Origin of the sequence: Pseudomonas sp. MWU16-30322 (genome assembly GCF_020515535.1) — a bacterium.
GTDB classification, from domain to species: domain Bacteria; phylum Pseudomonadota; class Gammaproteobacteria; order Pseudomonadales; family Pseudomonadaceae; genus Aquipseudomonas; species Aquipseudomonas fluorescens_H.
The window spans coordinates 338047-364381 of sequence record NZ_JAIWYL010000001.1; the positions used below are offsets into that span (position 1 = coordinate 338047).

The window sequence follows — 26335 nt, forward strand, 5'->3', positions numbered from 1 at the left end:
GCCCCATACCGGAAAGTTAACTGATGAAAATGGATGCAGATGTTTTTGATCTTGGTCAAGCCGCAAGCGAGAACTGCGGGTTATTGGCGCTGCTTGATCCCTGGGGCACGCAGAGCAACTTGAACGAACCTCGCGTAGAGGCGCTGACGCAGGTACCTGACGGAGAAGATCCGGCCGACTTCATTGATTCGGTGAATATCAAAGAGCTCGGCGACAAGATTGCCAGTCATTGTGCCGCCCTGACCGATCCTGCCAGTTTTCACCCGGCTTATTTCATCCGCACCCGCATCGAAGACACGGCGCATGCGTGGGTCACTGCACCCAAGGAACTGGCACAGATCACCTATGACGCGACGATTGCAGTCAAGTATCTGGAACATGACCCGGTCAATCGCAGCGATTCGCTGAAACCCGAAAAAGCACCGGCCAAATGGCGCCAGAAAAACTTCACCCTGGCCGAGATTTGCACCGATCATCATTTGGTGGTGCTGAAGGAACATGGTTACAAGGAGATCCTCTGGCCTGAGTTTTATCCCAAGGCGTTGATCGAGGCCTTTTCTGAGGCCAACTACCAGGACGATTTCAAACAGTACGTGAAGGACCATCTCTTGCCCGCCGGCGCCCGTGCGTTTGGCTACTATTTAAAGAGAACGGAACTGATCAAACTGGTGGTCGAATTCATCAAGGACGAGAAGCGCGCGCTCGACGACCGTCATATTGCCTTCGCGTTTCTCAGAGGGACTCTGCCAGCGCGCACGTTGCTGCTGCACAGTGACCCGAACCTGCTGGTGGATAACGCGGTGTTTATTGGTCCCGACAACCTGTCCAACGGCATTCTGTTCTTTCTGGGTGAAGACCGGCAGGCCATTGTCTTTCCGTCCGGACATGACGCGCGCGGGAAGTTTCTCGAAAACAATGCGCAACTGCAGACGTTGTTGCTCAAGCGCGTTCCGCTTCGGGCACAGCAGCAGGCACATGTCAGGGACTTCAAATATCGCGGCATGGAAATGCCGCTGTTCGCGACTCGGCCGCACTATCGGGAGCTGGTGTTCCGCACGAGCAACGACATCGGGCGCAGCCTGTATGAGCTGCAGGTCGAGCGCGCACTGGCGGATATCGACACCCTGGTGTCGACCTCGGAGGAGCGCATAACCGACCTGGCGCTCGAGGCCGCAGGGCATGTCCTGCAATGTCTGGCGCTGGCGGCTTCGATGCCCTGGGGCGGCAGCGGTGTGCTGGCCTCGACCTCGGTGAAGGTTCTGGTATCGATGCTGGTGGGCCTCGGTGCGGCGGCGACCGATCTGATCCGTGCGGAAATTGCCGACGACCCGGCCGAAACCGACCGCTTGCGCATCACTGCCGCGATAGGCGTACTGGCCGAGCTCGCGGGCCCGATCGGTGAGCGGCTGATCGGCAAAGCGTTGTCGGCCGCCGCGAAAAAACGCTTGAGCCAGCGCATTCTCAATACCCTGACCCAAGCGAACAGACCCTCACTGTTACGTCGACCGGGCGCAAGTCTGTCGCATCATTTGGCGAGTACGACTGGCAAGGAGATACCGGATCGGGCCAAAGGCGCGGTGGTCGCCGGTCAACTGCAAGAGCTGGCGGGCGGGCCGAGTGTCGCGCAAATGATCGCCGATCAAACCCAGCTCGTGCACCACGCGGGGCCGCAAAAGGGCTTTGTGTATCAAGGCTTCACCTTTCGCGGCGACACCCGTGATCCGTCGATTGTCTTCAAGGAGGGGTTTCGCCAGCGCACGCCCATCACTGACCTCAATCAGGTCAACGGTTTCAAGGGCGGTTACGGCGGCGCGCACGATGCGTTGGCACCGGACGGCGCAGGCATTTCAACGTCGGCATTTTACAAGAAGGATGGTGCTGGAGCCTTTGTCTACGGCGGCGACAAGGGCGGCCACACGTATTTCATCGATGCCCGGCAACTGGAGGGGTTTCATTTGTACGCCAACACCGAGCTGGCATTTCGGCCGAACACCGGGCTCAAGATGCTGCCTCCGCTGGAAATCAACTACGCCGTCGATATCTCGCCAAGGTTGATCCTCGGGGCATACGACAGTGCGGGTAAATTCATCCCCAATCCGCAGGCGCTGCGACTGGCGATCCAGGCGAGTCAGGACGGTGTCGGTCACGGATTCGGCCGGGATATTGCGAAAAAGGCCGGTAGCGGTGCGGATCCATTGATTCCAACGGATGGCGAGACCTACGGCAACGAGCTAAGGCTCGAAGCCGAATATGGAGGGGCTAAATTCAGCATAGGGTGACTTTAGCCCGCTTCACGGTTACTTCCGAGAGAGAATGCCCTTGACCTTGTCACGCAACTGATCGATCGAGAACGGTTTGCCGATGACGTGCATGTCAGCGGGTACGTCGATGTTTTCGGCGTAACCGCTGGCGAACAGCACGGGCAGGGTGGGGCGTAGTTCACGGGCTTTGCCGGCCAGTTCACTACCTTTCATGCCCGGCAGGCCGTAGTCGGTCATCATCAAGTCGATATCGTTGCTCTGATCCCCGAGAATCTTCAGCGCAGACTCGCCGTCGTCCGCCTCCAGCACATTGAACTCCAGCTCCTCCAGCACGTCGACGATGAGCATGCGCACGATGTTGTCGTCTTCTACTACAAGGATGGTGGACGCTGGGGTGGACATATTGGTGCTCTCAAGAAAGGAAATCGGGACGGCGACCGGTCGAAAATGCCGGGCTCTTGCATGAGTAAGTGGCGCATGGCCACAAGTTCCCGATTCGATGGAAAAAAGATTAGCTGCAATCCGCGGCGCAAGGATAACGGTTGGTTGCTCGAGAAGCGCAGCAAAATGTAGGAAATTGCTGCCAAAGCAGTCAGAAACATGGATCCATGCGGCCGTTTTCGGGCAAACTCCCGGGTTTCGACAGTTCGACAAGGCCGCCCCATGTCCACTCCGTCTTCGATTGATGAAACACGGTTTCGCAAACTCTTGACGCGCAACATCGGCTTGCCGCTGGGCGTTGGCGCGCTCAGCGCCGTGTTCTTTGTGTCTCTGATTACTTATCTGCTGTCGGTGATCCAATGGGTGGAACACACCGACCGGGTGATCAATAACGCCAACGAAGCGGTGAAACTCACCGTTGATCTGGAAACCGGCATGCGCGGTTTCCTGCTCAGCGGCGACGAACACTTCCTCGACCCGTATGAAACCGCCAAGCCGCGGATCAACGTCGCGCTCAATACCCTGCTGGAACTGACCGCCGACAACCCGGTGCAGACCGATCGGCTGCGGCGTCTGCAGGCATTGCAGATCGAGTGGGCCAACTACGCGCAATCGATGATCGATCTGCAGCGCTCCAGCGGTGATTACCGGGGCGCGGTCAAGGCGGGGCGTGGCAAGCGCCTGACCGACGAGATCCGCAAGCAATTCGAAGATGTGATCGATATGGAGCAGCAGTTGCGCACCACGCGCAACGAAGACGTGCGCCGCACCACGATCTGGAGCATCACCCTGTACCTGCTGTTTATCGCCGGGATCAGCGGCTTGCTGGCCTATGTCGGTCGCCGCGATCTGATTCGCCTGTCTGACAGCTACAGCGCCAACCTCGCCGCGCAACAGGCCAGCGCCGAGCGTCTGGAGCGCCAGGCGTGGATGCGCAGCGGCCAGACCGAACTGGCAGAGCAGGTGCTGGGGCAACTGACGCTGAACCTGCTGGGGCGCAACATTCTGCAGTTCTGCGCGCAATATCTGGGCACCGCCGTGGCGGCGTTGTACGTGCGCGAAGAACACGGCGGCCTCAAGCGTGTGGCGTCCTACGGCTTCTCCCGCGAGCAGGAAGAACTGGATCAGCAGATCTATAGCGGCGAAGGCATCGTTGGTCAGGTTGCCCAGCAGGGGCAACTGATTCGTCTGGACTCGGTACCGGCCGACTACTTCAAAGTCAGCTCGGGCCTGGGCCAAGGCCTGCCACGCAGCGTGCTGGTGGTGCCGACGACTAATGATGACCAGGTCAACGGCGTGATCGAATTGGGCTTTTTACGGCCACTCACCGAGCGCGATATCGAATTGCTGGAACTGATTGCCGGCAACATCGGCACTTCGATCGAAGCGGCGCGTTATCGTCAGCGCCTGCAGGAAGTGCTGGCCGAAACCCAGCAGCTCAACGAAGAGTTGCAGGTGCAGCAGGAAGAGCTGAAAACCGCCAACGAAGAACTCGAAGAGCAGTCGCGGATTCTCAAGGAGTCGCAGGCGCATCTGGAGACCCAGCAGGTCGAGCTGGAGCAGACCAACGAGCAATTGGCCGAGCAGGCAAAGACCCTGGCCGAGCAACGCGATGCGATGGATCAGAAGAACACCGAACTCAATCACGCCCAGGTGCAGCTCGAAGAGCGCGCCGAAGAGCTGCAGCGCTCGAGCAAGTACAAGTCCGAATTCCTCGCCAACATGTCCCACGAACTGCGCACGCCGCTGAACAGTTCGCTGATCCTCGCCAAGTTGCTGGCCGAGAACCCGCAGGACAATCTATCGGCCGAACAGGTCAAGTTCGCCGAATCGATCTATTCGGCGGGCAACGATCTGCTGAATCTGATTAACGACATTCTCGACATTTCCAAGGTCGAGGCCGGCAAGCTGGAAGTGATCCCGGAAAACACCAGCGTCGCGCGTCTGGCCGATGGCCTGCGCAGCGTGTTCGAACCGCTGGCAGCGGAGAAGCAACTGTCTTTCAGCGTCGAGTTGCAGGCGGATGCGCCGATCATGCTGTACACCGACCGCCAGCGTCTGGAACAGGTGATCAAAAACCTGCTGTCCAATGCCGTGAAGTTCACCGAACACGGCGCGGTCAGCCTGACCATCGCCAGTCAGCCGGACGAGCGCATTTCGTTCATCGTGCGCGATTCCGGGATCGGTATTGCCGCGGATCAGCAGGAAAGCATCTTCGAAGCATTCCGTCAGGCCGACGGCACGACCAACCGCAAGTACGGCGGCACCGGTCTGGGCCTGTCGATCTCGCGGGATCTGGCGGCATTGCTCGGCGGTTCCATCAGCGTCAGCAGCGCGCCGGGGCAGGGCAGTGTGTTCACTCTGGTGTTGCCGCAGCAATACAGCGAGCCGGGTGACAGCCCCGCGGCCCCGTTGACCTTCACTGCGCCGGCATCGATTCCGGTGCCGGTTGCACTGCCACCGGCAAGCGTTTCGCCAATGGCGCCGGTGCATATCCCGCGCTTTGCCGATGACCGTGGCAAGGCACCGTTCGCCACCCGCTGCATCCTGGTGGTTGAAGACGAGCCGAATTTTGCCCACATCCTCTACGACCTCGCCCACGAACTGGGTTACCAGTGCCTGGTGGCCCACGGTGCGGACGAAGGGTATGACCTGGCCCGCGAGTTCGTGCCGGATGCGATCCTGCTCGATATGCGCCTGCCGGATCATTCCGGTCTGACCGTGTTGCAGCGTTTGAAAGAACGCGCCGAAACCCGGCACATCCCGGTGCACGTGATCTCGGTTGAAGACCGCGTTGAGGCCGCGATGCACATGGGCGCGATCGGTTATGCGGTCAAGCCGACCACCCGTGAAGAGCTCAAGGACGTGTTCGCCCGCCTCGAAGCCAAGCTGACCCAGAAGGTCAAGCGCGTGCTGCTGGTCGAAGATGACGATCTGCAGCGCGAAAGCATTGCCCGCCTGATCGGCGACGATGACATCGAGATCACCGCCGTCGGTCTGGCGCAGGACGCGCTGGAGAAACTGCGCACGACGATCTACGACTGCATGGTGATCGACCTGAAATTGCCGGACATGCTCGGCAACGATCTGCTCAAGCGCATGTCTACCGAGGACATCTGCTCGTTCCCGCCGGTGATTGTCTACACCGGACGCAACCTGACCCGCGATGAAGAAGCCGAGCTGCGCAAGTATTCGCGCTCGATCATCATCAAGGGCGCACGTTCGCCGGAACGTCTGCTCGATGAAGTGACACTCTTTCTGCACAAAGTCGAATCGCAGTTGTCCCATGAGCGGCAGAAGATGCTCAAGACTGCCCGCAGCCGCGACAAGGTTTTTGAGGGGCGCAAGGTGCTGCTGGTGGACGATGATGTGCGCAACATCTTCGCGCTGACCAGCGCGCTGGAGCATAAGGGCGCAGTCGTGGTGATCGGCCGGAATGGTCGTGAGGCGATTGATAAGTTGAATGAAGTCGAGGACATCGATCTGGTGCTGATGGACGTGATGATGCCGGAAATGGATGGTTTTGAAGCCACCATTGAAATCCGCAAGGACCCGCGCTGGCGCAAGCTGCCGATCATTGCGGTGACGGCCAAGGCCATGAAGGACGATCAGGAGCGCTGCCTGCAGGCGGGCGTGAACGATTACCTGGCCAAGCCCATTGACCTGGATCGCCTGTTCTCGTTGATTCGCGTGTGGTTACCGAAGATGGAACGCATTTAGTGGATAGCAATCACTCCGCGGAGCGCAACAGCGAAATCGAATTGCGGTTGTTGATCGAGGCTATCTACCTCAAGTACAGCTACGATTTTCGCGATTACTCCGGCGCTTCGATCAAGCGCCGGGTGCAGCACGCCTTGAACCAGTTCGAATGCGCAACCATTTCGGCCTTGCAGGAGAAAGTCCTGCACGATCCGACCGCGTTCATGCAGTTGCTGCAGTTGTTGACGATCCCGGTCAGCGAGATGTTTCGCGATCCATCGCACTTTCTGGCGATCCGCAAGGAAGTGGTGCCGCTGCTGCGCACCTATCCGTCGCTGAAGATCTGGATCGCCGGGTGCAGCACGGGTGAGGAGGTGTATTCGATGGCGATTCTGCTGCGCGAGGAAGGCCTGCTCGACCGCACGATCATCTACGCCACTGACATCAACCCGCGCTCGCTGGACAAAGCCAAGCAGGGGATTTTCTCCATGGAGAACGTCCGCGCCTACACCGCCAATTACCAGCAGGCCGGCGGCCAGCGCTCCTTTGCCGATTACTACACCGCTGCTTACGGCTACGCGATCTTCGACAAGAGCCTGTGCGAGAACGTGACCTTCGCCGACCACAGTCTCGCGACTGATAGCGTGTTCTCCGAAACGCAGCTGATTTCCTGCCGCAACGTACTGATTTACTTCAACAAGAAACTTCAGGACCGTGCCTTCGGTCTGTTTCACGAATCGCTGTGCCACCGTGGCTTTCTGGTGTTGGGCAGCAAGGAAACGTTGGATTTTTCCAACTACTCGAATCAGTTCGAACCGCTGGTCAAACAAGAACGGATCTACCGCAAATTATGAACGATGCCGTGGAGTTGCCTCGCGTCGAGGCCATCGTGGTCGGTGCTTCAGCCGGTGGGGTCGAGGCACTGCTGACGCTGCTCGCGCCGCTGCGCAAGGGCTACGTGTTGCCGATCATTGTCGTGTTGCATCTGCCGGAAGAGCGCCGCAGCCTGTTGGCAGAGGTGTTTGAGCGGCGGCTGATGCTGCCGGTGCAGGAGGCGACGGACAAGCAGGACATCGTCCCCGGCACGGTTTACTTCGCTACACCCGGTTATCACCTGTCGGTCGAGCAGGATCGCAGTCTGTCGCTGAGCCTTGAAGACCGCGTGCACCATTCCCGACCGTCGATTGACTACCTGTTCGAATCCGCCGCCGACGCTTACGGCGAAACACTGGCTGCCGTGTTGCTGACCGGCGCCAATCACGATGGCGCTCGCGGCCTGGCGCAAGTCAAGCGGCGCGGCGGACTGACCATCGTTCAAGACCCAAAAGATGCACAGGTCGCCACCATGCCTCAGGCTGCACTGAAGCTTCAGCAGCCCGACCATGTCCTAACCATTCACGGCATCGGCCGTCTGCTTGTCGAGCTGGAACGAATCGCATGCTGAGTAATATCCAGGCCAAATTGCTGATCGTCGACGATCTGCCGGAAAACCTGCTGGCCCTCGAAGCGCTGATCAAGCGCGAGGACCGCACCGTCTACAAGGCGCTGTCGGCGGATGAAGCACTTTCGCTGCTGCTGCAACACGAGTTCGCCATGGCCATCCTCGACGTACAGATGCCGGGCATGAACGGCTTCGAACTCGCCGAGTTGATGCGCGGCACCGAGAAAACCAAGAACATCCCGATCATTTTCGTCAGCGCCGCCGGCCGCGAATTGAACTACGCGTTCAAGGGCTATGAAAGTGGTGCGGTGGACTTCCTGCACAAGCCGCTGGATATCCACGCGGTGAAGAGCAAGGTCAACGTATTCGTCGACCTGTACCGCCAGAGCAAGGCCATGAAGCAACAGGTCGAAGCCCTTGAGCAGGCGCGCCGCGAGCAGGAAGCGCTGCTGCAGCAACTGCAGAGCACGCAATTGGAGCTGGAGCAGGCGGTGCGGATGCGCGATGACTTCATGTCAATCGTCGCCCACGAAGTGCGCACGCCGCTCAATGGCCTGATACTCGAGACCCAATTGCGCAAGATGCATCTGGCGCGGGACAACGCCGCTGCGTTCACTCTCGACAAAATGCACGCGATGGTCGATCGCGACGAGCGGCAGATCAAAAGCCTGATCCGGCTGATCGAAGACATGCTCGACGTTTCGCGCATCCGCACCGGCAAGCTGTCGATCCGGCCGAATCGTTTCGATTTGTCGCAACTGGTGGGCAACCTGCTGCAGAATTTCGCGCAGCAGATGGAGGCCGCCGAGACTGAAGTCAGCTTCACCGCGCCGGAGCCGGTGGTGGGTCATTGGGACGAGTTCCGTATCGAACAGGTGGTGTCCAACCTGCTGACCAATGCCTTGCGCTACGGTGGCCGCAGTCCGATTCAGGTGCGCGTGTACCGGGAGGGCGACGAGGCGCGGATCGAGGTTCAGGACCATGGCATCGGTATCAGTGAAGAGAACCAGAAGCGTATTTTCCAACAGTTCGAACGGGTTTCCGCCAAGACGGTAGTGGCTGGTCTCGGGCTGGGTCTGTTCATTTCCGAGCAGATCGTCGCCGCCCATGGCGGCTCCATCGCCGTCGAGAGTCAAATCAACGAAGGCGCCCTGTTTCGCGTTTGTCTGCCAATCCAGGAAAACGGCACATCCGACGCAACCTCTGAGTGACCGCACGGTCGTATCAGCAGCTATTGACCGAACAAAGGCTTCCCATGAGCGTAGATGCACAAGATGTAGTACTCGTCGTCGAGGACGAACCGGTTATCTTGATGGTGCTGACAGATTATCTGTCGGGGCAGGGGTATCGCGTGTTGCAGGCCGAAAACGGCGAGCAGGCGTTCGAGATTCTCGCGAGCAAGCCGCATCTGGACATGTTGATCACCGACTTCCGCCTGCCGGGCGGTATTTCCGGCGTGCAGATCGCCGAGCCTGCAGTAAAACTGCGCCCGGATCTGAAAGTGATCTTCATCAGCGGCTACCCGCAGGAAATCCGCGAGACCGGCAGCCCGATCACGCGCAAGGCGCCGATCCTGGAAAAACCGTTCGATCTGGATGTGCTGCAGGAAAAAATTCAGGAACTGCTGGCCTGATCTGAATACACCGAAACGCCCCTGTAGGAGCTGCCACAGGCTGCGATCTCTTGATCCTGAAAATCAGATCAAAAGATCGCAGCCTGCGGCAGCTCCTACTGTTGTTTTGGGGGATCAGTTCTTGATCATCTCGCGAACCTTGGCGGTCAGCAGATCGAAGGTGAACGGTTTGGTGATCATCTGCATCCCCGAGTCGAGGAAGCCACCGCGCACGGCAGCGTGCTCGGCATAACCGGTGATGAACAACACCTTCAACCCGGGCCGGTACTGCCGGCCGATTTCCGCCAGTTGCCGACCATTCATGCCTGGCAGGCCGACGTCACTGATCAGCAGATCGATGCGCTGCGCCGAGTTGAGGATCGGCACGGCGCCGTCGGCATCGCCGGCTTCGACAAACGCATAACCCAATTCACTGAGCACCGCGCTGACCAGCACGCGCACGGCAGGGTCGTCTTCGACGATCAACACGGTTTCTCCATCCAGCGCCTCCGGGGCCTGCTGAACAGCGGACACCGGATGCTCCAGCTCTTCGCCGCGAAAGCGTGGCAGGTACAGTTTGACCGTGGTGCCCTGATCGATTTCGCTTTCAATCGTGACGTGACCACGGGACTGTTTGCTGAAGCCGTAAATCATCGACAGACCCAGCCCCGTACCCTGACCGATGGGCTTGGTGGTGAAAAACGGATCGAACGCGCGGTTGATCACGCTCTGCGGCATGCCGCTGCCGTTGTCGGTGACGCTGAGCATCACGTAATCGCCAGGCTCGAGATTCGGGTAGGCCTCGGTGAATTCCCGTTCAAGCACCTGGTTGCTGGTCTCGACCACCAGTTTTCCGCCTTCGGGCATCGCGTCGCGGGCGTTGAGCACCAGATTGAGCAGGGCGCTTTCCAGTTGATTGGGGTCGGCTTCGGCGATCCACAGCTGGTCGTTGAGGCGCATGTCCAGCTGAATGCTTTCGTTGAGGCTGCGTTGCAACAGCTCGCCCATCGATAGCACCAGTGTGTTCATCTGCACGGCTTTGGAGTCCAGCGATTGCCGGCGCGAGAACGCCAGCAAGCGGTGAGTCAGTCCGGCCGCGCGGTTGGCTGAAGTCACGCCAAGATCGATCAGGCTGTCGAGGTCTTCGGTGCGCCCGCGAGCCAGCCGTCGACGCAGCAGCTCGAGACTGCCGATGATCCCGGTGAGCATGTTGTTGAAGTCGTGGGCGATGCCGCCTGTGAGCTGGCCGACCGCTTCCATTTTCTGCGACTGGCGCAAGGCTTCTTCGTTGTGGCGAAGTTGCGCGGTGCGCTCCTCGACCTGTTGCTCAAGGGTTTCCAGGGTCGATTGCAGGCGCCGTTCGCTTTCACTCAAATCGATCAGGCGATCGCGGGCGTCGTACTGTCGTCGTCGTCCGCGCAGGGCGGTGGAGACCAGGCTGACCAGGGTCGCCGGATGGAACGGGCGCTCCAGGAACGTGACGTTGCCCAGCAGTTTGCTCAGGCGTGAGGAGGGGCCCGGTTCCGGGCCTCCGTGGTGGGTCAGCAAGACGATCGGCAGATCCGACCAGGCCGGTTGCTGTTCGAGAAAATTCAGCAGGGTTTCCAGCTCGGGGCCGTGCAGGGCTTCGGTGGCAATCAGCAACAGCCCGGCGCCGGGTTCCAGTTGCGTACACAGTTCGCCCAGATCCGGCGTGATCACCCCGCCGTAACCCGCCTCATTGAGGATCATCAGCGCCACCTGGCTGTCACGACCCATGGGCGCCAGAATCAGCGCCCGTTCCGCCAGCGTTACGGTAACCGTCACAAGGTTTCTTCCTGCAACAGCGGTTTGCTCGCGCCGAGGTAAGTTGGTACGCCACGCAATACACCCTGGAAGGCCTCCAGCGGTTCACCGATGGTCATGCCGTGCGTGGAAATACGGTATTCACGGATGGTCGATTCGTGGCTGCCGGTACGTTTCTTGATGATCGAAATCGCCCGGCGGACCTTGCCGATGGCTTCGAAGTAGCGGAGCAGGATCACCGTGTCGGCCAGGTAAGTGATGTCCACCGGTGCCTGCATGTCGCCGACCAGACCGTGCTGGGCAACGGTCATGAAAGTCGCCGCGCCTTTGCGGTTGAGGTACAGCAGCAACTCGTGCATGTGCAGCACCAGTGCATTCTCTTCCGGCATCGCGGCTTGATAGCCGTTGATACTGTCGATCACCACGGTCTTGATGTTGCGCTCGTCAACGCAGCGACGTACCCGGTGGGAGAACTCGCCGGGGGACAGTTCGGCAGCATCCACTTGTTCGATCAGCAGGTTGCCGGTGGCTTGCAGCGCCTTGAGGTCGATGCCGATGTTGTTCATACGCTCAAACAGCAGACCCAGTTCTTCATCGAAGATGAACAGGGCGGCTTTCTCGCCGCGAGACACGGCGGAGGCGGCGAAGATCATCGAGATCAGCGATTTGCCGGTACCGGCCGGGCCAAGGATCAGCGTGCTGGAGCCGGTTTCGACCCCGCCGCCGAGCAGGGCGTCCATTTCCTGGATGCCGCTGCTCAGTTGCAGGCGTGGGTAGTCGCTGCGGTGTTCGGCGGCGACCAGGCGTGGGAACACATGCACGCCGTCGCCCATGATGGTGAAGTCGTGGTAACCGCCACGGTACTTCTGGCCGCGATACTTGACGATGCGCACGCGTCGGCGCTCGGCGCCGTAATTGGGGGTCAGTTCTTCGAGGCGGATTACCCCGTGGGCGACACTGTGTACGGTCTTGTCGAGGGACTCGGTGGTCAGGTCGTCAAGCAGCAGGACAGTGGCGTCATAACGTACGAAGTAGTGTTTGATCGCCAGAATCTGCCGACGATAGCGCAGCGAACTCTGCGCCAGCAGGCGGATCTCCGACAGGCTGTCGAGTACCACGCGAGTCGGCTTGAAACGCTCGACCACTTCGAAAATCTGCTTGGTGGCTTCGCCCAGTTCCAGGTCGGAGGAGTACAGCAGGCTTTGCTGATGCTCGGCATTGAGCAGGCTTTCGGGTGGCGTCAGCTCGAAGATCTCGATGTTCTCGTTGAGCTCCCAACCGTGAGACAGCGCGCCCTGGCGCAGTTCACGTTCGGTTTCCGACAGCGTGATGTACAGACAACGTTCGCCGGCACGGGCGCCCGCCATCAAGAAATGCAACGCGACGGTGGTTTTGCCTGTACCGGGTTCACCTTCGAGCAAAAACACATGCCCTCGGGACAAACCGCCGGCCAGGATGTCATCCAGGCCGACGATGCCGGTGGCGGCTTTTGCACTGATCAACTCGTTGGACGTAGACAAAGAATGCCCTCTCATGACTAGGGGAATCGAGGCAGCAGGCTGTATCAGCCGTTGTGCACTACCTGATTACTTGACCGCTGCCAGTCATGACGGTTCCGAGGTTTCGATATCAAAACGTCATTGAATTAACGAGTAAAGGCTCAAAGTCCTTGCTGCAAGGCCGGGTCGTCAGGGTTCATCTGTTCCAGTTGTGCCAGCAGAATCTGCACGTTCTGCAACTGCCCGCTTTCCTTCCAGTAATTGATCAGCAACACCCGCGCCTTGCGATCGGCAGGATGGCGCTGCACCACTTCCTGCAACTGTTTTTGCGCCGCTTCCAGCTCTTCGGCGGCGTGCAGGGTGGTGGCGAGGTCGTAGCGGTAGTCCTTGTTGTCGGGCTCGAGTTCCACCGCTTTGGACAAACCGAGCAGGGCGAACTCACGCTGGTCGTGGTGCAGCAACCACAGCCCCAACGCGTGTTGCAGGTAGGCGGAATCCGGTTGGGCCTGCAGCTGTCTGGCCAGCAACTGGCGGGCGGCGTCGCTTTGGCCCTGACGGTCGAGGACATCGATTTGCATGACCAGCGCCGGCAGGTTGTTTGGTTCCAGGCGCAGGGTATTGTCGAGCGCTTGCTGGGCTTGTTTGAGTTCGGCGTTGTGCAGATACAGGCGCGCCAGTTGCGCATAGGTGGCGGCGTTTTCCGGTTGCTCCTTGAGCACTTGCTCCCAGCCATCGATCGCTTGCTGCAGCGGCGCGAAATACAGACCCAGTTCATCCGGCGTCAGGCCCAGCAAGGCGTTGATCGCAGCGAACCGCACACTTTGGTCTTCATCGTCGAGCATTGGCCCGAGCAACAGACTGCGCTGCCCGCCGGGCACCAGTCCCACCACACTTTGAATCGCCGCCAGTCGCACTTCGGGCGCTTCATTTTGCAGATGGGCGTCGGCCAGTTTCAGCGCTTGTGGGCTTGGATAGTTGGGCAGCTCCGCCAGCAGCCAGGCACTGCGTTTGGGCGACAGATCCGGGCGCCCCAACTGCTGATACAACTGCCGCGCTGCTCCCGGCTGCCCTGAACGGGCCGCCGTGAGGGCTTCGCTGTAGCCGCGCTTGATCGCTTCTGGCACCACCGGGGTGGTGCTGCGCAGCGATAACCAGGCGATGACGATAACCAGCACAAGGCCAAGGCTGATGAACAGGTAGCGGCGGGACTGAGGCATGCAGGATTCCGTGAACGGGCGTTCTTTGGCAGAGGGGGCAAGCTTCGGTCAGCATGGCCGTTGAGTCAAATTCCCACACCGATCAATTGTGAGAACAGGCACAAAAAAGCCCCGCGACCGAATGATACGCGGGGCAAAAAATTGGTTGGTTGCGGCCAACCAAAGGAGCTCTGTAGAAATGCTTACTTGCTGGCGACGGTTTCCGGCTGCCAGCCACCACCCAGGGCCTTGTAGATCGCGACGATGCCGCGATACAGATCGACTTCAGCCTGGGCCTGGCTGTCTTCGGCATTCAGACGTTCCCGCTGAGCGTCGAGCAGCACGAGGAAGTCGGTAGTGCCTTCGCGGTAGCGGATCTCCGCCAGATCGGCTGCCTTGCGGCTCGATTCACTCTGGCGGATCAGCGAGATCAGCCGTTGCTGACGCTTGCCGTAATCGCTGAAGGCGTTTTCCGATTCTTCCAGCGCCAGCAGCACTTGTTGCTCGTAGGTCGCGAGCGCGCCTTCGGCATCGGCATCGGCGCCGCGCAGACGGGCACGCACGCTGCCCAGATCAAACGCTGCCCAGGTGATGCTTGGGCCCAGTGCCCAGGCGTTGGCGGCCGAGGAACCGATCTGCGAACCACGCCCGGCCGTCCAGCCAAGGAACCCGCTGAGACTGACCCGTGGGAACAGATCAGCTTTCGCCACGCCGATTCGCGCGGTGGCCGAGGCCAGTTTGCGTTCGGCGCTGAGGATGTCCGGACGGCGTTGCAGCAGCTCCCCCGGATCGCCGATCGGCAAGGCCTTGGCAATCGCCGGCAATTCTTTCGGGCTCAGATCCACGGTCAGTTTGTCCGGACGCTCACCCAGCAGGGTGGCGATGCGGTTTTTCTGTCGAACCTGTTCCGCCTGCAGTTGCGGCACGCTGGCTTCGACCGAGGCCAGACGCGCATCGGCACGTTCGACGTCGAGCTGATCGCCCACGCCGGCGTCACGCAGGCTGATGGTGATCTTGCGTGACTCCTGCTGGTTTTCCAGGTTGGCCACGGCGATTTTCTCGCGCAGTTGTGCACCGCGCAGCTGACCGTAGGCATCCACCAGTTCGGCAATCATGGTGACTTGCAGTTGGTACAGATCGGCTTCCGCTGCCTGCTGGTCGGCGTCGCTGGCTTCCAGATTGCGCTGGATACGCCCGAACAGGTCGAGTTCCCAGGCCATGTCCAGCCCCAGATCGTAGCGTTCGCTGTTGACCCGTTTGGTGGTCTGGCCGGGGATTTGTCCCTTGGCCAGATCGCTGCTCGCGCGGCTGGTGATGGTCGGCATCGCATCGTTGCTGACGTCGTCGCGGATCGCCCGGGCGGCTTTCCAGCGGGCGAACGCCACGCGCAGTTGACGGTTGCCTTGCAGCGATTGAGTCACCAACTGGTTGAGGGTCGGATCGTCGAATTGCTGCCACCAGATGCCTTCGAATTTCGAACGGTCAAAGTTCTTCTGACCGGCAGCGCCGTCGGTGGCGGTCGTGATGTTGGCCGCCTCCGTCGCCGGGGTCTTGTAGTCAGGGCCGACGGCGCAGGCGCTCAACGCCAGCACCAGCAGACTCGGCAGGAAGACTTTCAGACTCATTATTGCGCCTCCAGTGGCTTTTGCAGAGCGTGTGCCTTGGCCGCTTTGCGGGCTTCGCCACGCTCGACGAAATTACGGATCAAAACGTAGAACACTGGCGTCAGCAACAGACCGAAGAAGGTCACCCCGAGCATCCCGGAGAACACCGCCACACCCATGGCATGACGCATCTCGGCACCGGCACCGCTGGAGAACACCAGAGGCACCACACCCATGATGAACGCGAAGGAGGTCATCAGGATCGGCCGCAGACGCAGACGGCAGGCTTCCAGAACCGCCGCCAGCGGATCGAGACCTTCCAGCTGTTTGTCCTTGGCGAACTCGACGATCAGAATCGCGTTCTTGCACGCAAGCCCCACCAGTACGATCAAGCCAATCTGGGTGAAGATGTTGTTGTCGCTGCCAGAGATGATCACACCGGTGATGGCCGACAGCAGGGTCATCGGTACGATCAGGATCACCGCCAGTGGCAGGCTCCAGCTTTCGTACTGAGCGGCGAGTACCAGGAACGCCAGCAGGACGCAGAGCGGGAACACGAACAGCGCGGTGTTGCCGGACAGAATCTGCTGGTAAGTCAGGTCGGTCCACTCGTAGGTCATGCCGTTCGGCAGTTCATCCTTGAGCAGTTTCTCGATGGCTTTTTCCGCTTGGCCGGAGCTGTAGCCGGGGGCTGCCGCACCGTTGATTTCCGCGGTGATGAAGCCGTTGTAGTGCATCACGCGATCCGGGCCCGAGGTGTCGCTGACCTTGATGAAGGTCGCCAGCGGGATCATTTCGCCTTTGTTGTTGCGCACTTTCAGCTGACCGATCTGGTCGGATTCGAGGCGGAACTGCTGTTCAGCCTGAACGTTGACCTGATAGGTGCGCCCGAAGCGGTTGAAGTCGTTTGCATACAGCGAACCCAGGTAGATCTGCAGGGTATCGAAGATGTCGCTGACGGCCACGCCGTGGGTCTTGGCTTTTTCGCGGTCGATGGCAGCGTCGACCTGCGGCACGTTCACGGTGTAGCTGGTGAACAGCCCGGCCAGTTCCGGCACGTTGTGGCTCTTGGCGATGATGTTCATGGTTTCCTTGTACAGCTCGTCGTAGCCCAGGTTGCCCCGGTCTTCGATTTGCAGGCGGAAACCACCAATGGTGCCCAGGCCTTGTACCGGCGGTGGCGGGAAGATCGCCATGTACGCTTCCTGAATGTTCGCGTACTGACCGTTCAAGGCTCCGGCGATTGCTCCGGCGGACATGCTTGGGTCTTTACGTTCGTCGAACGGTTTCAGGGTCACGAACACGATGCCGGCGTTCGGGCTGTTGGTGAAGCCGTTGATCGACAGGCCCGGGAACGCTACGGCGCTTTCCACGCCCGGCTGCTTCAGTGCCAGGTCGGACATGCGCTTGATCACGTCTTCGGTACGATCCAGGCTCGCGGCGTCCGGCAGTTGCGCGAAGGCCACCAGGTATTGCTTGTCCTGGCCGGGGACGAAACCGGTCGGGGTGTTGGCAAAACCGAAGAACGTCAGCACCATCAGGCCTGCGTACAGCAGCAGGGCGATACCGCTGCTGCGGATAACTCGGCGCACGGTGCCGACATAACCATGGCTGGCACGGTCGAAGAAGCGGTTGAACGGACGGAACAGCCAGCCACCGAAGATCTTGTCGAGCACTTTGGAGAAGCGGTCTTTCGGCGCGTCATGCCCTTTGAGCAACACCGCAGCCAGTGCCGGCGACAGGGTCAGCGAGTTGAACGCGGAGATCACGGTCGAAATTGCAATGGTCAACGCAAACTGCTTGTAGAACTGCCCGGTGAGGCCGGAGATGAACGCGGCCGGTACGAATACCGCACACAACACCAGCGCCGTGGCGATGATCGGGCCGGTCACTTCACGCATCGCCCGCTTGGTCGCTTCGACCGGGGTCAGTCCGAGCTCGATGTTCCGTTCGACGTTCTCCACCACCACGATGGCGTCGTCGACCACGATCCCGATCGCCAGAACCAGGCCGAACAGCGACAGGGCGTTGAGCGAGAAGCCGAACAGGTGCATGACTGCAAACGTACCGATCAACGATACCGGCACCGCCACCAACGGAATGATCGAGGCACGCCAGGTCTGCAGGAACAGGATCACCACCAGCACCACAAGGATCAGTGCTTCGAAGAGGGTGTGAACCACCGCTTCGATCGAGCCGCGCACGAAGATCGTCGGGTCGTATACGATGCTGTAGTCCATGCCTTGCGGGAAGCTTTTCTTCAGTTCTTCCATCTTGCCGCGAACTTCGTTCGAGATCTCGATGGCGTTGGAGCCTGGACGCTGGAAGATCGGGATCGCTACAGCAGGCTGGTTGTTCAGCAATGAACGCAGGGCGTACTGGCTGGAACCCAGCTCGACGCGAGCGATGTCCTTGAGACGAGTGATTTCACCGTTGTCGCCTGCGCGAATGATGATGTTCTCGAACTCTTCTTCGGAGACCAGACGGCCCTGCGTGTTGACCGACAGCTGGAAGCTTTGGGCATTCGGGGCAGGGGGCGCGCCGAGCTGACCGGCAGCGACCTGACGGTTCTGCTCACGAATCGCCGTCACCACGTCGGTGGCGGTCAGGTTGCGCGAAGCGGTCTTGTTCGGATCCAGCCAGACCCGCAGCGAGTAGTCGCCCATGCCGAATAGCTGCACGTCACCGACACCACCCAGGCGAGCCAGCTCATCCTTGATGTTGAGGATCGCGTAGTTGGACAGGTAGAGCATGTCGTAGCGTTTGTCCGGCGAGGTCAAGTGCACAACCATGGTCAGGTCGGGCGAGGCCTTGTCGACGGTGATACCGATGCGCGTCACTTCCTCGGGAAGTTTCGGTTCGGTACGGGTCACCCGGTTTTGCACCTGCACCTGCGCGTTGTCCAGGTCGGTGCCCAGGGCGAAGGTGATGGTCAGGGTGATCTTGCCGTCAGCGGTGGACTGCGAGGACATGTACAGCATGTTCTCGACGCCGGTGATGGCTTGCTCCAGCGGAGCGGCCACGGTTTCACCGATGACTTTGGGGTTGGCGCCCGGGAAGTTGGCACGCACCACCACGGTGGGCGGCACGACTTCCGGGTATTCGCTGATCGGTAGCTGGAACAGCGAGATCGCACCGGCGATCAGGATCAACAGCGAGAGCACCGCTGCGAAGATCGGCCGTGAAATGAAGAATTGGGAAAAATTCATCGGAGTTGTCGTCCCTTAACCGCGTGGGGTCGCAGCGGCGAGCTTCACAGCCGTACCCTGTGCACCTTTGGCGGGTGCGACTTTGGGCAGGTTGCTGGCTTCCAGCGCTTGTCGTTGTTGAGCCAGAGCGGCAATGGTCTGCTCGCTGGCCATCGGGATCACTTCAGGGGTAACCGGCGAACCCGGACGTACCCGCTGCAAGCCCTTGACGATGATCGTGTCGTCCTTGTTCAGGCCGCTGCGCACGATGCGCAGGCCTTCGATCTTCGGCCCGAGTTCAACGGGACGGTAGGCGGTCTTGTTGTCGGCATCCATCACCAGCACGAACTTTTTGCCCAGATCGGTGCCGACCGCTTCGTCGTTGATCAGCATGGCGTTGTAGGTGCCGCTGCCGACCAGTTTCAGCCGTGCGTACAGGCCTGGGGTGTAGGTGCCGTCGCTGTTGTCGAACACCGCACGACCACGGATGGTGCCGGTTTTCGGGTTGACCTGGTTGTCGACGAAGTTCATTTGACCGAGGTGCGGGTTGCCGTCTTCGTTCGACAGGCCCATGTACACCGGAGTGGTCGCGCCGCGCTGACCGTTACGGGCGAGTTGGGTGTATTTGAGGAACACACGCTCGTCGGCGTCGAAGTAGGCGTAGACCTTGTCGGTGGAGACCACGCTGGTGAGCGGGGTGGTGTCGGCGGTCACCAGGTTGCCCGCAGTGATTTCGGCACGGCTGACGCGACCGCTGATTGGCGCGGTGACGCGGGTGAAGCTCAGGTTCAGCTTGGCCAGATCCAGCTGCGCTTGCAGTGCGCCAACGGCGGCGCGGGCTTCCTGTGCAGCACTGGTGCGCGAGTCGGCCAGTTCCGCGGAGATCGCGTTGCTGGCACGCAGGCGTTCGCCACGACCGGCTTCGTTTTCACTGCGGGTGGCGTTGGCACGCGCTTGAGCTACCAGGGCTTCGAGGCGGCGAACCTCAGCCTGGAAAGGGCGCGGGTCGATTTGGAACAGCAGGTCGCCTTTCTTGACCAGCGCGCCTTCGGTGAAAGCGACCTCGTCGATCTGGCCAGAGACCCGGGGACGGATTTCAACGGTTTCCGGCGCTTCGAGGCGCCCGGTGAATTCGTCCCACTCGTTGACCGGTTGTTCCAGCACCTTCGCCACGCTGACTTTGGCAGCGGGCAGGGTGGCGGCAGTCTCCGGAGTCTTGCCGCAAGCGCTCATCACCAGCACGGCCAACAGGGCCAAGGGGAAGCGCAAATGTTTGAGTGACTGTTCCATGGAATCATCCGCCAATGTATTGAAGATGGGCGGATGATGCTCGGCGGGGGTGTGATGGCACGAATCGAATGAAGCAAAGGTAACTATCATTCGGAATGATATAAGACCGATTCGAGCCCTCTAGCATGCACCTTTCGTTAGGGGGCTATCAATCTGTTTGATGACAAATCTATGTTGCGCCGCGAGTAAAGATCCAGCGGCGTTTCAGATTCATGTCGTACAAACAAAGAGACGGCCATGAAGGCCGTCTCGTTCAACGTGCTGCGGGGTGATTCAGTTGTTGCCTTTGCGGTTCGGCCCGAAACGGTTTGGCCCCGGCTGGCTGTCTTGCACCAGGAACACCAGGTTGACGATCGGCAGCAGCAACCACCAGCCGCTACGGTCGGTGTCGTGCATGCGGCGCGCACCGGCGGCAATGCTCGGCAGGAACATCGCCAGGCTGTACAGGTTGTAGAGCACGCCCTTGGTGTTGAGCATTGCATCGAGAACGCCCATGACAATGCAGATACCCAGGTTGATCAGCACGAACATCCAGTATTCGCGGCGAGTGGCGCGGCCTTTGAATTCGGCGTAATTCTTCAGCGCTTCCACGTAAGGGTTGCCCGTGGTGATCGCGGGACCGCTTGCATAGGACTGTTGAGTTGCCTGAGGTGCACCGCACTGTGGGCAGGCCACAGCCAGACTACTAATCTCCTTGGCGCAACCACGGCAGAAAACCAAGCTCATATTTTTTCCCTAAAATTATTCAATCGATAGACAGGACAAAACGAACGCGGCAAGGCCTGACAAAACAATGCCGGCAATCGCGAGGTTTCTTCCTGGGTGTTTTTGGTTGATACAGACAATGCCGCAAGTGAGGCCCGCAAGGCTGAGAATGCCCACACCGACAATCGCATCCCTGTCCCATTCGGAATCATCAAACAGGGTAAGTGCGCTGATTATTCCGAGGATCAACGAAACGATGGCCAGCCAGGGTATTGCAGCTTGCGTTTGCGGCACGCAGGCCTGTTGGGCAGCCCCGCATTGGGGGCAGGTGAGCGCCGTTTCGTGTAGCTCCCTGGCGCAAGCACGACAATAGACCATTGCCATCGTTTTCCTTAACTGAGTGCGAATGCCCGACCCTCCATCGGTCGGGGCGGCGGTAAGTTAATAGTTATTGCAAGATTTGTCATGCAGCGTTTGTATAACCAGCCTCTGAATGTTTAATCCGAGAGAAAGTAAGCGGGTATTACCATTGGCTGTTCATTTTGAGATCCCTGAAGTTTTCTGGCGCTTTTTGAGGTGTACTTTCGCAGATAGCGTCAAGATGTCAGGGTTATTGATATTCCCTATGATTGAGCTGTTGAATTTCAATTTTGCCGGCTCGAACGGGCTGCATAGACTGCCTGACAGCGGATGTCTGCTCGATTGACAGTCGCGCGGCAGATTTGCGCAAATACAAGCCGCCGTCGTTCATGCAAGCATTGCCGGGCAGATCCAGTCAGTGGGGGATTGGCTGTGAAAATGAACGCCGGGTACCTGCTGATCTCTATCGTCCAGAAAAAAAAGAATGGTGTGGCAGGCATACATTGCGTTCGCGACGTCGATTCTCCTTCCAGTGTTTTGCGTTGAGGAAGGTGCGGCGTTCTGTATTCCTCGAGCCCGACAGAAGTGATCATCATGAGGGAACAAGATGACCGGGGGTTTTTCGAATAATCACTCTACGCATTGGGAACATGAAGTTCTCGACAGTGCAGGGACGCTGCAAGCTTTCATAAATAAGGCTGCGCCATTGAAGGTCGATATGGTGCTGGAAGGCGAAACCGGCACCGGCAAGGACACGCTGGCCCGACGTATTCATCAATTGTCCTGTCGCGAGGGACCGCTGATTGCACTCAACTGTGCAGCGGTGCCCGAACAACTGGCCGAGAGTGAATTGTTCGGGGTCATGGCCGGCGCCTATACCGGCGCGTCAAAGTCCCGGGCGGGCTACATCGAAGCCTCCAACCACGGCACGCTGTATCTCGACGAAATCGACAGCATGCCGTTGCTGCTCCAGGCCAAGTTGCTGCGTGTGCTGGAGATGCGCGGTATCGAGCGCCTTGGCTCGACGCGCTTTGTGCCGCTGGATCTGCGGGTAATCGTCGCCACCCAGACCCCCCTGGAAAAACTGGTGGAAGAGGGAAAGTTTCGCCGCGACCTGTTTTTTCGCCTCAATGTGATCAAGATCCAGCTCCCCACCTTGCGCTCGGGCCTGCAACACATCCAGCCGTTGTTTCAGCGCTTCGTCAATGAAGCCGCCGTGCGTCACCATCAACCGATTCCGCAACCCGACCCCGACCTGCTCAAGCGTCTGCTCAGCCATCGCTGGCCGGGCAACATCCGAGAACTCAAATGCGCTGCCGAGCGTTTTGTGCTGGGCATGCCTGCGTTGCAGATGGATGCACCTTTCGGTGATTGCCAGTCCGGCGTGCCGCTCAAAAGCCATTTGCGCCTGTTCGAGAAAACCCTGATCCAGGATTGCCTCAGCCGTCACGACAAGTGCATTGACGCGGTGATCAGCGAACTGGGGATCCCCCGACGCACCCTTTACCACCGCATGAAAAGCCTGAGCATCGATTCCCCCGAGCTCTGATCTCGGGTTTGTGCGCATCGATTTGCCGACCTCATGGAACCGCTTCCGAGAATCGACCACTCACTGTTCGAACACCATTGGGGTGTTCAAACAACCTTCGATTATCAGGAGTAACACTATGGCCGGTACCGCATCCCTTGGCGCTTCGATGGCTGCCATGACGCAGATGGACGCCACTGCTGCAGCAACCACCACCATGAACGCCCAGGCTCAGTCCAACAAGATGATGACCGATACCGTCAACGGTATCGCCAGCGCCTATCAGGACTCTGCCACCAAAGCGCAGAACGCTGCCCAGCAGACCGGCAAGGCGATCAACTACTAAGTGGTCGTGGGCCCTCTCGACTCTGGTCGAGAGGGCCATGACTTGCGCAGTCAAGCAGGAGCACATCTATGTTTTCCACTTCGATAAGCATGCCCCAGACCACCTCGTTCCAGGGCGGTTTCAATACGTCCGGCCTGGGCAATCTGCAGAGCAACTCCGACAGCGGCGCCGGGCAGATCGCCTCGTTGCTGGGCGAGGCACTGTTCGAGAAAAACGGCAGCGGCGCGAACATCCGTGATGCGAAAAACCCGCTGCTGGGGATGATCGCCGACTACATGGACAAGAACCCGGACAAATTCGGCAAGCCCGACGATGCCAACGGCAAGGTTCGCAGCTGGCGTGATGAGCTGAGTGAGGACAACTACCTCAACAAAGAGGAGAAACAGGCCTTCACCCAAGGTCTGGAAGGTCTGATCAAGGACATCCTCGGCGGCGGCACCCAGAACGGCGGCAACGTCGGTGGCAGCAATGGCGGCTGGAATCCGGGCGCCGGCAATACCGGCAACAGCCAGGGCAGTGGCGGTATCCAGGACTTGCTGTCGTCGTTGCTGGGCAATCTGGGCGAAGAAAAACTCGACAACCTGCTCAAGCCAACCGGCAACCCCGTGCGTGACGCGAAGGGCGAAATGGCTTTCTCCAACGACGACAAGGACGTGCTCAAGGAAGTCGCGCGTTTCATGGACATGCACCCGGAAGAGTTCGGCAAACCGGACGGCAAATCCAAGGACTGGATGGGCGAGTTGTCCGAGGGCGATCTGTTCATGTCCAAGGGCGAGAGCAAGCAGTTCCAGAAAGCCATCGACATGATCAAGGGTGAGGTCAAGGGCAGTGCCCAAGGCAATTCACTGGGCGGACTGTTCCCCAATGCCGAGCAGAACTTCCTTAACGGCGGTGCCGGTAACACCCTGAAAACCGACGCCAGCATCGCGGCCGGCAACGTCTTGTCGGTGCTGGTACAGCAAAGCTCCACCAGCTATCGCGGCTGATTGTAAACCTTCGTCCCGGCAGGAGAGCATGAATGGCGATTACAGGGGTAACAGCTAACCACTCGGGTCTATCCGTTACCGAAGGGCTGCCGCTCAGGCCGCCTGCCGAGGCGGACATTGCCTGGTTTAACTCACAGATGCAGCAGGCCGCTGCCCGGCCACCGCGCGAGGAGGCGGCAGATTCGCCGATCGCCCGCGCTTCGACGGCCCTGCAAAAGGATGCCGACAAGGCCGATCGAGACTTGCAGCGAGCATCGCGCTCCACCGATCCGCAGCAGGCGTTGCAGGCCAACCGGTCCTTGTCCTCGTTTTATCTGGAGAGCCTGCTCAGCGCCAAACTGGTGAGCAAGGCTGCTCAGAGCGTAGAAAAACTCACCAGTCTTCAATAAGGCCAGACCATGCATTTCAAGGCATTCAGGCGGCTTGTGCCGGCGCTGATGATCCTGCTGCTGTGCGGTTGTGGCGAGCGTATGGAGCTGCATCGCGACCTCTCCGAACAGGACGCCAACGAAGTGCTGGCGGAACTGGCCGGCAAGCACATCGATGCGCAGAAGCGGCTGGACAAGAACGGCGTCGCGGTGCTGGTGGCGACCCGTGACATTTCCCGGGCGGTGCGGGCGCTCGAAGCCGTGGGGTTGCCGCGTCGCTCGCGCTCCAGCCTGGGTGAAGTGTTTCGCAAGGAAGGGGTGATTTCCTCGCCGCTGGAAGAGCGCGCGCGGTACCTCTATGCCTTGTCCCAGGAGCTGGAGCAGACCCTGTCGCAGATCGACGGTGTGGTGGTGGCCCGGGTTCACGTGGTGCTGCCGGAACGGGTGGCGCCGGGCGAACCGGTGCAACCGGCGTCGGCAGCGGTGTTCATCAAACACCGCGCGGAACTCGATCCGGACAGTGTACTGCCACGCATCCGGCGCATGGTTGCCAGCAGCATTCCGGGAATCAGCGGCGCCGATGACAAGAAACTCGCGGTGATCTTCGTGCCCGCCCAGAGCTATCAGGAGGCCGAGGAACAGGTGAGTATCGGCCCGCTGCGCATGACTCAGGAACGCTGGCAGTTCTGGCAGTGGCTTGCCGGGCTGTGTGCGCTGGCGGCGTTATTGCTGGCGGGCGGATTGCTGGTGCTCAACCCGCAATGGCGTCAGCGCCTTGGCAAAGCGGTAGGCGGGGCGAGACCGACGCCGTCGGATCCGCGATGAGTGTGCCGGCGGTTTCTCCGGAGCAAGCGCTGGCCTGGGTGCGCTGGTGGGTGCAGGGCGCACGGCAAGCCGAGGCTGATTGGGCTTTGGGCGAGCAGAACGTTGCAACACACTGCCTGGCGTTTTTACGCAGTCATTCGGGGCCGTGGCTGGATGCGCATCTGGGCATGAGCGCCGAGTGGCCCGCCACACCCAACCCCGTTCTGTTGCCGTTGCTCAGCCTGGATCGTGAGCAATGGCGGCGGGTGTTGAACCTGGTGGCAACGGTCTGCGCGGGCAGCCAGACCCCGCAACCACCGGGCTTGAGCCAGCCCGAGCTGATCTGGTGTCGACGTCTGGGCAAGGCGCTGCAACCGGGAAACTGGTTGCCGCCGACAGCGTTGGCCGACACTGCCGAGATTCGCGGCCTGCGCCTGTTGCGGGCGTGGGTGGGGGAGTCGGTCTGGTCTCGCTTGCGACTGACGTTTGCCCGTTCGCGCGTGGTCGATGCCGAACGTGTGAGTTTCGCTTCGCTGCCGGGGCAACGCCTGACGAGCCTGTGGCAGGCCGTCAGCTGGTACGCCCTTACTGTCCCGAATGAACAAGGAACGCCCCATGTTGACTCGCCGCTGTCTGACGTTCAGTGATCCTCAGGCGTTGCCCGACGGCCCGGTTCTGCGCCGTGAAGTCCTCGAACAAAATCTGTTGGCCAGCCAACTGCTGGAGGCTGCCCGCAGCAATGCCGAAAGCATCCTCGCTCAGGCACGCCGGCAGTCGGCGCAACTGGCCGACGAGGCCCGTGAGCAGGCACGGGCCGAGGTCTGGCGTCAGGCGGACGCGCTGCTCAACGAATGGCAGCAGCAGCGGCAACAGATGTGGACGGACATTATCGCCAGTGCCGAAACATTGGTCAGCGAGGCCATGCAGTGTCTGTTGGGCGAAACGGTGCAACCGCAGCGTATCAAGGCGCTGTTGCGCCAGCTCGCCGCAGCTCAGCCCTCGGATGAAGCTGGCGTGCTGCACTGTCATCCTGCAGAGCTGGATGCCGTCAGCCACCAGTTGCAGACGACGCAAGCGCTGTGGAGTGTCCGCGCCGACCCGCAACTGCCGCCGGACAGCCTGTGCCTGAGAACGGCGCTGGGGGATTTCAGCCTGTCGTGGGGCGCCCTGGTCGCCCAGGTCTGGCCATTGCCGCAAGTCCCGGCGCAATCAGTGCGATAAC

At 60.1% G+C, this 26335-nt stretch carries 22 protein-coding genes; 13 read left to right on the plus strand and 9 right to left on the minus strand.

Annotation, left to right across the window (positions count from 1 at the left end; translation table 11 throughout):
• Positions 1-23 precede the first annotated feature (23 nt).
• On the plus strand, positions 24-2279 hold the full coding sequence (locus LCH64_RS01490) for a hypothetical protein (RefSeq protein ID WP_226499267.1): 2256 nt from the start codon (positions 24-26) through the stop codon (positions 2277-2279).
• 18 nt (positions 2280-2297) lie between these two features.
• On the opposite strand, the gene LCH64_RS01495 is transcribed toward LCH64_RS01490, so the two are convergent.
• Complete coding sequence (locus LCH64_RS01495; protein WP_201137595.1) at positions 2298-2663, minus strand: response regulator; 366 nt, start codon at positions 2661-2663, stop codon at positions 2298-2300.
• Positions 2664-2924: 261 nt separating this feature from the next.
• Here LCH64_RS01495 and LCH64_RS01500 point away from each other — a divergent pair, with 261 nt between their 5' ends.
• Genes LCH64_RS01500 through LCH64_RS01520 form a run of 5 tightly spaced genes read left to right on the plus strand, consistent with a single transcriptional unit; the run spans position 2925 to position 9475 of the window.
• Positions 2925-6422 (plus strand): response regulator, encoded by a 3498-nt coding sequence (locus LCH64_RS01500; protein ID WP_226499268.1) that lies wholly within the window; start codon positions 2925-2927, stop codon positions 6420-6422.
• Positions 6422-7255, plus strand: coding sequence for a protein-glutamate O-methyltransferase CheR (locus LCH64_RS01505; RefSeq protein WP_103483522.1), 834 nt, complete (start codon positions 6422-6424; stop codon positions 7253-7255). The genes LCH64_RS01500 and LCH64_RS01505 overlap by 1 nt, the downstream gene beginning before the upstream one ends.
• Positions 7252-7845, plus strand: a complete 594-nt coding sequence (locus LCH64_RS01510; RefSeq protein ID WP_226499269.1) for a chemotaxis protein CheB — start codon at positions 7252-7254, stop codon at positions 7843-7845. The genes LCH64_RS01505 and LCH64_RS01510 overlap by 4 nt, the downstream gene beginning before the upstream one ends.
• Positions 7839-9053: a hybrid sensor histidine kinase/response regulator gene (locus LCH64_RS01515; protein WP_201137599.1), complete on the plus strand. Its 1215-nt coding sequence runs from the start codon at positions 7839-7841 to the stop codon at positions 9051-9053. The genes LCH64_RS01510 and LCH64_RS01515 overlap by 7 nt, the downstream gene beginning before the upstream one ends.
• Before the next feature lie 44 nt (positions 9054-9097).
• Complete coding sequence (locus LCH64_RS01520; protein ID WP_003225116.1) at positions 9098-9475, plus strand: response regulator; 378 nt, start codon at positions 9098-9100, stop codon at positions 9473-9475.
• Between the two features lie 114 nt (positions 9476-9589).
• Here LCH64_RS01520 and LCH64_RS01525 read toward each other — a convergent pair whose 3' ends face one another.
• From LCH64_RS01525 to LCH64_RS01560, 8 genes are all read right to left on the minus strand, one after another.
• A complete protein-coding gene (locus LCH64_RS01525) occupies positions 9590-11260 on the minus strand; it encodes an ATP-binding protein (protein ID WP_226499270.1) in 1671 nt (556 codons plus the stop codon).
• Positions 11257-12759: an ATPase domain-containing protein gene (locus LCH64_RS01530; protein ID WP_226499271.1), complete on the minus strand. Its 1503-nt coding sequence runs from the start codon at positions 12757-12759 to the stop codon at positions 11257-11259. The genes LCH64_RS01525 and LCH64_RS01530 overlap by 4 nt, the downstream gene beginning before the upstream one ends.
• Before the next feature lie 140 nt (positions 12760-12899).
• Positions 12900-13955, minus strand: a complete 1056-nt coding sequence (locus LCH64_RS01535) for a tetratricopeptide repeat protein (protein ID WP_003225109.1) — start codon at positions 13953-13955, stop codon at positions 12900-12902.
• 182 nt (positions 13956-14137) lie between these two features.
• Complete coding sequence (locus LCH64_RS01540) at positions 14138-15559, minus strand: TolC family protein (protein ID WP_226499272.1); 1422 nt, start codon at positions 15557-15559, stop codon at positions 14138-14140.
• A complete protein-coding gene (locus LCH64_RS01545) occupies positions 15559-18747 on the minus strand; it encodes an efflux RND transporter permease subunit (protein ID WP_003225105.1) in 3189 nt (1062 codons plus the stop codon). The genes LCH64_RS01540 and LCH64_RS01545 overlap by 1 nt, the downstream gene beginning before the upstream one ends.
• 15 nt (positions 18748-18762) lie before the next feature.
• Positions 18763-20016 (minus strand): multidrug efflux RND transporter periplasmic adaptor subunit MexE, encoded by a 1254-nt coding sequence (gene mexE / locus LCH64_RS01550; protein WP_003225103.1) that lies wholly within the window; start codon positions 20014-20016, stop codon positions 18763-18765.
• A gap of 273 nt (positions 20017-20289) precedes the next feature.
• Positions 20290-20742 (minus strand): DUF805 domain-containing protein, encoded by a 453-nt coding sequence (locus tag LCH64_RS01555; RefSeq protein WP_103483515.1) that lies wholly within the window; start codon positions 20740-20742, stop codon positions 20290-20292.
• 15 nt (positions 20743-20757) lie between these two features.
• On the minus strand, positions 20758-21105 hold the full coding sequence (locus LCH64_RS01560; protein ID WP_226499273.1) for a DUF4190 domain-containing protein: 348 nt from the start codon (positions 21103-21105) through the stop codon (positions 20758-20760).
• A 583-nt stretch (positions 21106-21688) separates the two neighbouring features.
• On the opposite strand from LCH64_RS01560, the gene LCH64_RS01565 reads away from it, so the two are divergent.
• The 7 genes from LCH64_RS01565 (at position 21689) to sctL (ending at position 26334) form a co-directional block, all read left to right on the plus strand.
• Positions 21689-22630, plus strand: coding sequence for a sigma-54 dependent transcriptional regulator (locus LCH64_RS01565; protein WP_003225097.1), 942 nt, complete (start codon positions 21689-21691; stop codon positions 22628-22630).
• A 118-nt stretch (positions 22631-22748) separates the two neighbouring features.
• Entirely contained in the window at positions 22749-22955 is a 207-nt protein-coding gene (locus tag LCH64_RS01570; protein WP_003225095.1) for a hypothetical protein, read from the plus strand.
• A 68-nt stretch (positions 22956-23023) separates the two neighbouring features.
• Complete coding sequence (locus tag LCH64_RS01575; RefSeq protein ID WP_003225093.1) at positions 23024-23941, plus strand: DNA-binding protein; 918 nt, start codon at positions 23024-23026, stop codon at positions 23939-23941.
• A gap of 32 nt (positions 23942-23973) precedes the next feature.
• The gene (gene sctI / locus LCH64_RS01580; RefSeq protein WP_103483514.1) at positions 23974-24330 is read left to right on the plus strand and encodes a type III secretion system inner rod subunit SctI; all 357 of its coding nucleotides are present in this window, start codon (positions 23974-23976) and stop codon (positions 24328-24330) included.
• 9 nt (positions 24331-24339) lie between these two features.
• A complete protein-coding gene (gene sctJ / locus LCH64_RS01585; protein WP_103522347.1) occupies positions 24340-25134 on the plus strand; it encodes a type III secretion inner membrane ring lipoprotein SctJ in 795 nt (264 codons plus the stop codon).
• Positions 25131-25760: a hypothetical protein gene (locus tag LCH64_RS01590; protein ID WP_226499274.1), complete on the plus strand. Its 630-nt coding sequence runs from the start codon at positions 25131-25133 to the stop codon at positions 25758-25760. The genes sctJ and LCH64_RS01590 overlap by 4 nt, the downstream gene beginning before the upstream one ends.
• Positions 25729-26334 carry a type III secretion system stator protein SctL gene (sctL, locus tag LCH64_RS01595; protein WP_226499275.1) on the plus strand — a complete coding sequence of 202 codons (606 nt, stop codon included), beginning with the start codon at positions 25729-25731 and terminating at the stop codon, positions 26332-26334. Before LCH64_RS01590 ends, sctL begins: the two co-directional genes overlap by 32 nt.
• The last annotated feature ends 1 nt before the right edge of the window (position 26335 follow it).

Bases quoted from the DNA above. Each gene is read 5' to 3' on its own strand.
- LCH64_RS01590 (WP_226499274.1), top strand. From the start codon at position 25,131: ATGAGTGTGCCGGCGGTTTCTCCGGAGCAAGCGCTGGCCTGGGTGCGC.
- LCH64_RS01535 (WP_003225109.1), bottom strand. From the start codon at position 13,955: ATGCCTCAGTCCCGCCGCTACCTGTTCATCAGCCTTGGCCTTGTGCTG.
- LCH64_RS01545 (WP_003225105.1), bottom strand. From the start codon at position 18,747: ATGAATTTTTCCCAATTCTTCATTTCACGGCCGATCTTCGCAGCGGTG.
- LCH64_RS01555 (WP_103483515.1), bottom strand. From the start codon at position 20,742: ATGAGCTTGGTTTTCTGCCGTGGTTGCGCCAAGGAGATTAGTAGTCTG.
- LCH64_RS01575 (WP_003225093.1), top strand. From the start codon at position 23,024: ATGTTTTCCACTTCGATAAGCATGCCCCAGACCACCTCGTTCCAGGGC.
- LCH64_RS01560 (WP_226499273.1), bottom strand. From the start codon at position 21,105: ATGGCAATGGTCTATTGTCGTGCTTGCGCCAGGGAGCTACACGAAACG.
- LCH64_RS01510 (WP_226499269.1), top strand. From the start codon at position 7,252: ATGAACGATGCCGTGGAGTTGCCTCGCGTCGAGGCCATCGTGGTCGGT.
- sctL (WP_226499275.1), top strand. From the start codon at position 25,729: ATGTTGACTCGCCGCTGTCTGACGTTCAGTGATCCTCAGGCGTTGCCC.
- sctI (WP_103483514.1), top strand. From the start codon at position 23,974: ATGGCGATTACAGGGGTAACAGCTAACCACTCGGGTCTATCCGTTACC.
- LCH64_RS01490 (WP_226499267.1), top strand. From the start codon at position 24: ATGAAAATGGATGCAGATGTTTTTGATCTTGGTCAAGCCGCAAGCGAG.
- sctJ (WP_103522347.1), top strand. From the start codon at position 24,340: ATGCATTTCAAGGCATTCAGGCGGCTTGTGCCGGCGCTGATGATCCTG.
- LCH64_RS01520 (WP_003225116.1), top strand. From the start codon at position 9,098: ATGAGCGTAGATGCACAAGATGTAGTACTCGTCGTCGAGGACGAACCG.
- LCH64_RS01570 (WP_003225095.1), top strand. From the start codon at position 22,749: ATGGCCGGTACCGCATCCCTTGGCGCTTCGATGGCTGCCATGACGCAG.
- LCH64_RS01515 (WP_201137599.1), top strand. From the start codon at position 7,839: ATGCTGAGTAATATCCAGGCCAAATTGCTGATCGTCGACGATCTGCCG.
- LCH64_RS01500 (WP_226499268.1), top strand. From the start codon at position 2,925: ATGTCCACTCCGTCTTCGATTGATGAAACACGGTTTCGCAAACTCTTG.
- LCH64_RS01495 (WP_201137595.1), bottom strand. From the start codon at position 2,663: ATGTCCACCCCAGCGTCCACCATCCTTGTAGTAGAAGACGACAACATC.
- LCH64_RS01565 (WP_003225097.1), top strand. From the start codon at position 21,689: ATGACCGGGGGTTTTTCGAATAATCACTCTACGCATTGGGAACATGAA.
- mexE (WP_003225103.1), bottom strand. From the start codon at position 20,016: ATGGAACAGTCACTCAAACATTTGCGCTTCCCCTTGGCCCTGTTGGCC.
- LCH64_RS01540 (WP_226499272.1), bottom strand. From the start codon at position 15,559: ATGAGTCTGAAAGTCTTCCTGCCGAGTCTGCTGGTGCTGGCGTTGAGC.